Source organism: Micrococcus sp. HMSC31B01 (genome assembly GCF_001816085.1).
Taxonomy (GTDB): Bacteria; Actinomycetota; Actinomycetes; order Actinomycetales; family Micrococcaceae; genus Micrococcus; species Micrococcus luteus.
On record NZ_KV825066.1, the window covers coordinates 1 to 3176 of the forward strand.

At 71.2% G+C, this 3176-nt stretch carries 2 protein-coding genes; both read right to left on the minus strand.

Annotated elements, in window-relative coordinates:
- A partial coding sequence (hemW, locus tag HMPREF3105_RS04850) for a radical SAM family heme chaperone HemW (protein ID WP_070708883.1) occupies window positions 1-1053 on the minus strand: 1053 nt, incomplete at its 3' end.
- The gene (gene lepA / locus HMPREF3105_RS04855; protein WP_036317188.1) at window positions 1054-2913 is read right to left on the minus strand and encodes a translation elongation factor 4; all 1860 of its coding nucleotides are present in this window, start codon (window positions 2911-2913) and stop codon (window positions 1054-1056) included.
- Between the last annotated feature and the right edge of the window lie 263 nt (window positions 2914-3176).

Consider the following 3176-nt stretch of genomic DNA (forward strand, 5'->3'; position numbering starts at 1 on the left):
CGCGTCGGCGTCGGGCCGCTCGCGGCCGACGGCGGGGGTGACCCCCGTGGCCAGCCGCTGCGCGTAGGCGGCGGGGTGCTTGGCGTTCCAGAACCGGACGCCGGCGAGGTGCGAGTGCGCGCCCGGGCCGATCCCCCACCAGTCCTGGTCCTCCCAGTACGCCACGTTGTGCCGCGCGCGGTGGACCCCGGACCCCCGCGGATCCCGCGCCCAGTTGGACACCTCGTACCAGCGGTAGCCGGCGGCGCTGAGCAGCTCCTCGGCGAGCAGGTACTTGTCCGCCTGGTCGTCGGGGTCCACGTCCGCCACCTCGCCGCGGGCCACCTGGGCCCCGAGCTTGGTGCCCTCCTCCACGATCAGCGAGTACGCGCTCACGTGGTCCGGGGCCAGGACGACTGCGGCCTCGAGCGTGGCCCGCCAGTCGGCGAGGGACTCCCCCGCGGTCCCGTAGATCAGGTCCAGGGACACCTCCAGGCCGGCCTCGCGGGCCGCGGCGACGGCGGCGGGGACGGACTCGGGCCGATGGGTGCGCTCGAGCGTGGCGAGCACGTGCGGCATCGCGGACTGCATGCCCAGGGAGAGGCGGGTGAAGCCGCCGGCCGCGAGCTGGCGGGCGTACTCCGGGGTGATCGTGTCCGGGTTGGCCTCGGTGGTCACCTCCGCGCCGGGCGCGATCCCGAACCGGTCCACCGCCGCCTGGAGGATGCGCACGAGGTCCGCGGCCGGCAGGAGCGTGGGCGTGCCGCCGCCGAAGAACACCGTGTGCAGCGGGCGGGCGGGCACGTCCGAGGACGCGAGCACGTCCGCGGCGAAGTCCAGCTCCGCGACCGCCGACTCCCAGTAGTCGCCGCGACCCGCGCCGGGGCCAAAGTCGACGGCCGTGTACGTGTTGAAGTCGCAGTAGCCGCAGCGCACCGTGCAGAACGGCACGTGGACGTACAGGCTGAAGGTGCGCGCCGCGCCGTCGCGGGCGGCCGCGCGCACCCGCTGCCCGACGTCGGCCGGCAGCCGGCCGTCGTCGGGGACGGGCTCGCCGAGGGGCAGGGCGGGCACTTACTTCTTCGCGGCCTGGTCGGCGCCGGCGCCGTCCGAGGATAGGGCGGCGATGAAGGCCTCCTGCGGGACCTCGACCCGGCCGACCATCTTCATGCGCTTCTTGCCCTCCTTCTGCTTCTCGAGCAGCTTGCGCTTGCGGGAGATGTCTCCGCCGTAGCACTTGGAGAGCACGTCCTTGCGGATCGCGCGGATGTTCTCGCGGGCGATGATGCGCGAGCCGATGGCGGCCTGGATCGGCACCTCGTACTGCTGGCGCGGGATCAGCTCCTTGAGCTTGCCCGTCATCATCACGCCGTACGCGTAGGCGTTGTCCCTGTGGGTGATGGAGGAGAACGCGTCCACCTGTTCGCCCTGGAGCAGGATGTCCACCTTGACGAGGTCGGCGACCTGGTCGCCGTCGGCCTTCCAGTCCAGCGAGGCGTACCCCTTGGTGCGGGACTTGAGCTGGTCGAAGAAGTCGAACACGATCTCGGCCAGGGGGATCCAGTAGCGGATCTCCACGCGTTCCTCGGAGAGGTAGTCCATGCCCTTGAGGTTGCCGCGCTTGGCCTGGCACAGCTCCATGACGGCGCCGATGAACTCCGCCGGCACGATGATCGTGGCCGAGGCCATGGGCTCGCGCACCTCGAGGATCTTGCCCTCGGGGAACTCGGAGGGGTTGGTCACGGTGACGACCTCACGGTCCTCCCGGGTGACCTCGTAGACCACGTTGGGCGCGGTGGAGATGAGATCGAGGTCGAACTCGCGCTCGAGGCGCTCGCGCACGATCTCCAGATGCAGCAGACCGAGGAAGCCGACGCGGAAGCCGAAGCCCAGCGCGACCGAGGTCTCCGGCTCGTAGACGAGCGCGGCGTCGTTGAGCTTGAGCTTGTCCAGGGCGTCACGCAGCACGGGATAGTCCGAGCCGTCGATGGGATACAGGCCCGAGAACACCATGGGCTTGGGGTCCTCGTAGCCACCCAGGGACTGCTCCGCCGGGTGGGCGTGGTTGGTGACCGTGTCGCCCACCTTGGACTGACGCACGTCCTTCACGCCGGTGATGAGGTAGCCCACCTCGCCCGCGGCCAGACCGTTCGTGGGCACGGGCTCCGGGGAGGAGACGCCGATCTCGAGGAGCTCGTAGGTGGTGCCCGTGGACATCATGCGGACCTTCTCCCGCGGGGAGAGCCGGCCGTCCACGACGCGCACGTACGTGACGACGCCCCGGTAGGTGTCGTACACGGAGTCGAAGATCATCGCGCGGGCCGGGGCGTCCGCGTCCCCCTCCGGGCCGGGGATGGCGCGGACCACGCGGTCCAGCAGGTCCTCGACGCCGACGCCCGTCTTGCCGGAGACGCGCAGCACGTCCTCGGGCTCGCAGCCGATCAGGGAGGCCAGCTCGGCCGCGTAGCGGTCCGGATCCGCGGCGGGCAGGTCGATCTTGTTGAGCACGGGGATGATCTCCAGCTCGTGCTCCATGGCGAGGTAGAGGTTCGCCAGGGTCTGGGCCTCGATGCCCTGGGCGGCGTCCACCAGCAGGATCGCGCCCTCGCATGCGGCCAGCGAGCGGGAGACCTCATAGGTGAAGTCCACGTGCCCGGGGGTGTCGATCATGTTCAGGGCGTAGTCCACCCCGTCCACGGACCAGGGCATGCGCACGGCCTGGGACTTGATGGTGATGCCGCGCTCACGCTCGATGTCCATGCGGTCCAGGTACTGGGCCTTCATGTCGCGAGGCTGCACGACGCCGGTGGCCTGCAGCATGCGGTCCGCCAGCGTGGACTTGCCGTGGTCGATGTGGGCGATGATGCAGAAGTTGCGGATCACCGAGGGGTCGGTGGCAGCGGGCACCGGGGGGTTCGACGCCAGGGGCGACACGGGCACTTCCTCTACGGGTGACGGGGACGGGACTCTGACCGCCTAGTCTCTCATGTCCCGCCGCCGACCCGACCCGGACGCCGGGCCCGCGCGTCCACTAGATTCACGCCCATGGCCTTCGACCTGCATCGCGCCCTGTCCCTCGGCCGCCGGACGGCACGCCTGATCGGCGCCCTCCGCGACGACGCCCGGCCGCGTCGAGCCGCCTCTGAGGCCGGTCGACGGGCCGGCGAACGGAGCGGCCCGTCGCCCTTCCCGGGCCC